Source organism: Planctomycetia bacterium (assembly GCA_034440135.1).
GTDB lineage: Bacteria > Planctomycetota > Planctomycetia > Pirellulales > JALHLM01 > JALHLM01.
Genome location: JAWXBP010000138.1, coordinates 1 through 3702, shown reverse-complemented (window position 1 = coordinate 3702; position 3702 = coordinate 1). Strand labels below are relative to the sequence as shown.

Annotated in this window: 4 protein-coding genes; all 4 read left to right on the top strand. The window is 62.2% G+C overall.

The features are described 5' to 3' along the window. Positions 1–13 precede the first annotated feature (13 nt). On the top strand, positions 14–151 hold the full coding sequence (locus SGJ19_07985) for a DNA methyltransferase (GenBank protein MDZ4780175.1): 138 nt from the start codon (positions 14–16) through the stop codon (positions 149–151). Next, entirely contained in the window at positions 144–2279 is a 2136-nt protein-coding gene (locus SGJ19_07980; GenBank protein MDZ4780174.1) for a terminase gpA endonuclease subunit, read from the top strand. Before SGJ19_07985 ends, SGJ19_07980 begins: the two co-directional genes overlap by 8 nt. 251 nt (positions 2280–2530) lie before the next feature. Then, complete coding sequence (locus tag SGJ19_07975) at positions 2531–2728, top strand: hypothetical protein (protein ID MDZ4780173.1); 198 nt, start codon at positions 2531–2533, stop codon at positions 2726–2728. Continuing rightward, on the top strand, positions 2728–3702 hold a 975-nt coding region (locus tag SGJ19_07970; protein MDZ4780172.1), incomplete at its 3' end, for a phage portal protein. The genes SGJ19_07975 and SGJ19_07970, both read left to right, overlap by 1 nt.

Here is a 3702-nt window from a genome sequence, read left to right as displayed (position 1 = left end):
GGGCGACACGATCTTGGATCCGGTGATGGGGTCGGGGACGACCGGAGTTGCGGCCGTGCGCAATGGACGGCGATTCGTCGGTTACGAGCGCGATCGCCGTTACTTCGCCAAGGCTTCTCAGCGTATTTCCTCGGCGAGCAACGTTGGCTAAGAAGGCAGCAAAGCGCGCACCAGCAAAGCCGAAGGCCAAGGCCTCGGCGGCGATGGATGCTTTGCTGGCCGGTGAGCGGAATCGCCGGCAGATGGCGCTGGCCAGTCGCGAGAAGTCCGAGGAGGTGCGCGAGATTGGCGCGCTGCCGGCGGTCGTAGATCCGGAGCGGCGGCGGAAGTCGATCGACGATTTTCGGTTATTCTGCGAGACCTATTTCTCGCGCGTGTTCACGCTCAAATGGTCGGCCGACCATAAGCGTGTGATCGCCAAGATCGAACGCTCGGTGCGCGAAGGTGAACTGTTCGCGATCGCCATGCCGCGCGGCAGCGGCAAGACGTCGCTCTGCGAAGTCGGTTGCTTGTACGCGATCCTGGGGGGCTACCACGCGTTTGCGCTCCTGGTCGGCGCCACGATGAACGCCGCCAAGAACAACCTGCAAGCGATTCAAACGCAGCTGGAAACCAACGACGACCTGTTGGCCGACTTTCCCGAGGTCTGCTATCCGATTCAGAAGTTGGAAGGCATTCACCAGCGGAAGCTGTTGTACCAGGGCGACCCGATCCGCACGCTCTTTACCAAGACTCGGATTGTGTTGCCGACGATCGAGGGGAGCCAGGCCTCGGCCAGCATCATCCAGGTGGCCGGCATCACGTCGAGTTTCCGCGGCTTGAAACACACGCGCCCCGACGGCAGTACGGTGCGGCCGACGTTCGGTTTGATCGACGATCCGCAAAACGACCGGTCGGCCAAATCAGAGACGATGAACAGCGCTCGCGAACAAACCATTTCCGGCAGCTTTCTTGGCTTGCCCGGTCCAGGACAAAGTATGTCGGGACTATTGTGCGTCACGGTGATCGAACGCAACGACGTCGCCGAGCGGTTTCTCGATCGGCAACGCAATCCTGCCTGGCAGGGGGAGCGACTGAAGCTCGTGTACGCTTGGCCGACGGATGAAGATAACTGGGCCAAGTACGCCGAGCTCCGCGAGGAGGGGCTCCGCAACGAGGACGGCGGCAAGGCGGCCACCGAGTTCTATCGCAAGAACCGCAAGAAGATGGACGTCGGCGCCAAGGTCGCCTGGCCGGAGCGATACCGCAGCGGTGAACTGTCCGGCATTCAGTACGCGATGAACTTGCGACTGCACGACGCGCGGGCGTTCGCCGCGGAATACCAGAATGATCCGCTCGTGGAATCGAGTTCGCTGGAGTTGGCCACGGCCGATGAGATTTGCGCGCGGCTGAATCGCTTAAAGCGCGGCACCGTGCCGGCTTGGGCAACCAAGTTGGTGATGTTCATCGACGTCCAACAAAAGGGGCTGTACTGGGGCGTCTCGGCGTTCAGTGACGATTTCACGGGCGCCGCCGTACAGTACTCGACTTGGCCGGAACAAGGACGGTCGCGATTTACGGCGCTGGCCTTGCCACGCACGTTGGCGGCCGAGACGAAAGAACCCAGCCTGGAGGGGCAACTCTACGCCGGTTTGCAGCGATTGTGCGAAGAGCAGCTCGGGCGCGAATGGCCACGCGAAGGGGGCGGGTCGCTGCGCATCTCGCGGTGTGCGATCGATAGCGCGTGGGGCATGTCGACGGACGTCGTGTACCGCTTCTGCCAGCAATCGCGGTTTGCCAGCCTCTTGATCCCGAGTCGCGGCCTCGGCATTTCCGCCCACGAAAACCCGTTGTGTGAAGGGCAAAAGAAGCCCGGCGAGCGGATCGGCCTGAACGCCAAGGTCACGCGCAGCCAGAAGCGGATGATCCCGTACCTGCTGTTTGACACGAATTGGTGGAAGAGCTTCTTTCAAACGCGACTGCGCGTCGGCCTGGGCAACAAAGGCGCGTTCGCCTTGTTCGGTGACCAGGCCAAAGCGCATTGGTTCTTGGCCGAGCACTTAACCGCCGAATTTGCCGAGGAAGCCTACGGCAAGGGGCGGATGGTCTGGGTCTGGAAGCTGCTACCGGGCAAAGAGAATCACTGGCTCGACGTGTTCGTCGGCTGTCACGTCGTGGCCAGCATGGAAGGGGTCAAGCTGATCGAGGTGGGAGAAGGCCGGGCGGCGTCGAAGGTCGCGCCGCCGCCGGCGATGGCCATGTCGGCGAAGCTGCGCGCCAAGCGGGAGCAACGCAGGTGAGTGCCGCCGAGGTTAGCCCGGAACGCTGCCGATCCTGCAATTGCGCCCAGAGTCGCGTGGTGTGGACACGGCAGGTGATGGCGACGGTGAACGGTAAGACGAACCGGATCACTCGCCGCAAACGCGAGTGCCGGCATTGCGGACGGACCTATATCACCAGCGAACGTCACGAATGCTGATTGTTTTCCGAGTAAGTTACACCGGTGTAACTTCGCGCCTTGCCGCCGCCGGCGACGGGGCGAAACATCCCCTTGATGGCAAATCTCAGCGAACAGATCGAAGACGTGGCGTCTGCGCCGAAGCGGATGACCAATGACGCCGGCAGCGTCGAGGAACACGACCTCGGCCAACTGATCGAGGCGGACAAATACCTGCGGGCGAAGGATGCCGCGACGCGGCCGATCCGTGCGGTCGGCTACGGCAAATTCATTCCGCCCGGCACTCGGTAATGCTCCAAGCGTTCAAACAGCTCTTTCGACGTCCGCCGGCTGCGCCTGTGCGAGCTGAGCGGCCGCGCGAAGTGCGATTTGTGGGCGGCAATGCGCACGCCTCTTTCGACACCGCCGCGACAAACGACGAAAACCGCAAGCAATGGCGTTACGCGGACGGACTCTCTGCCGAACGCTGCAATAGCGCCCAGGTCCGCAGGATCCTGAGGAATCGCGGCCGCTACGAAACGGACAATAACAGTTACCTGTCGGGAATGATGCGCACGTTGTCGAATGATTGCATTGGCCGCGGACCGCGGCTGCAGCTGAACACGAAGGATGTCGTCGGCAATCAGCGGGTCGAACGCGCTTTTGCCAATTGGGCCAAACAAGTTCGGCTGGCGGAGAAGCTGCGGATTATGCGTCGCGGTCGGGCCGTCGACGGTGAAGCGTTCCTGCAGCTGGTGACCAACCCGCGGTTGGCGAGCGCTATCAAGCTGGACCTGCGTTTGATCGCTCCGGAGCGCGTGACCAGTACGGACCTGAGCGTCACGGACTCGCAACGGATTGATGGCATTCGCTTTGACGAATCCGGCAACCCAGTCGCGTATGACCTTCTCGATCGACCCGTGGGCCGCGAGCTCGGCATCAACGATTGGAAAAGTCGGCCGGTCGACGCCTCGCAGATTGTGCATTGGTTCCGTTGCGAGCGCGCCGAGCAGTACCGCGGCATTCCGGAGATCGTGCCGGCGTTGCATCTCTTTGCGCAGCTGAGGCGGTTCACGCTGGCCGTCATCGCCGCGGCCGAGGCCGCAGCAGATCACGCCGGCGTCATTAAGGCGAACGTGCCGCCGGAGGATGTTGAAAAATATGATTCCGGCGACGTTGTCGAACTGGAGCCGCGGAGCTTCGTCACCTTGCCGGCAGGCTGGGACATCAACCAGATCGACGCCAAGCAGCCGACGACGACTTACGATTCGTTTGTCAGCAAGATT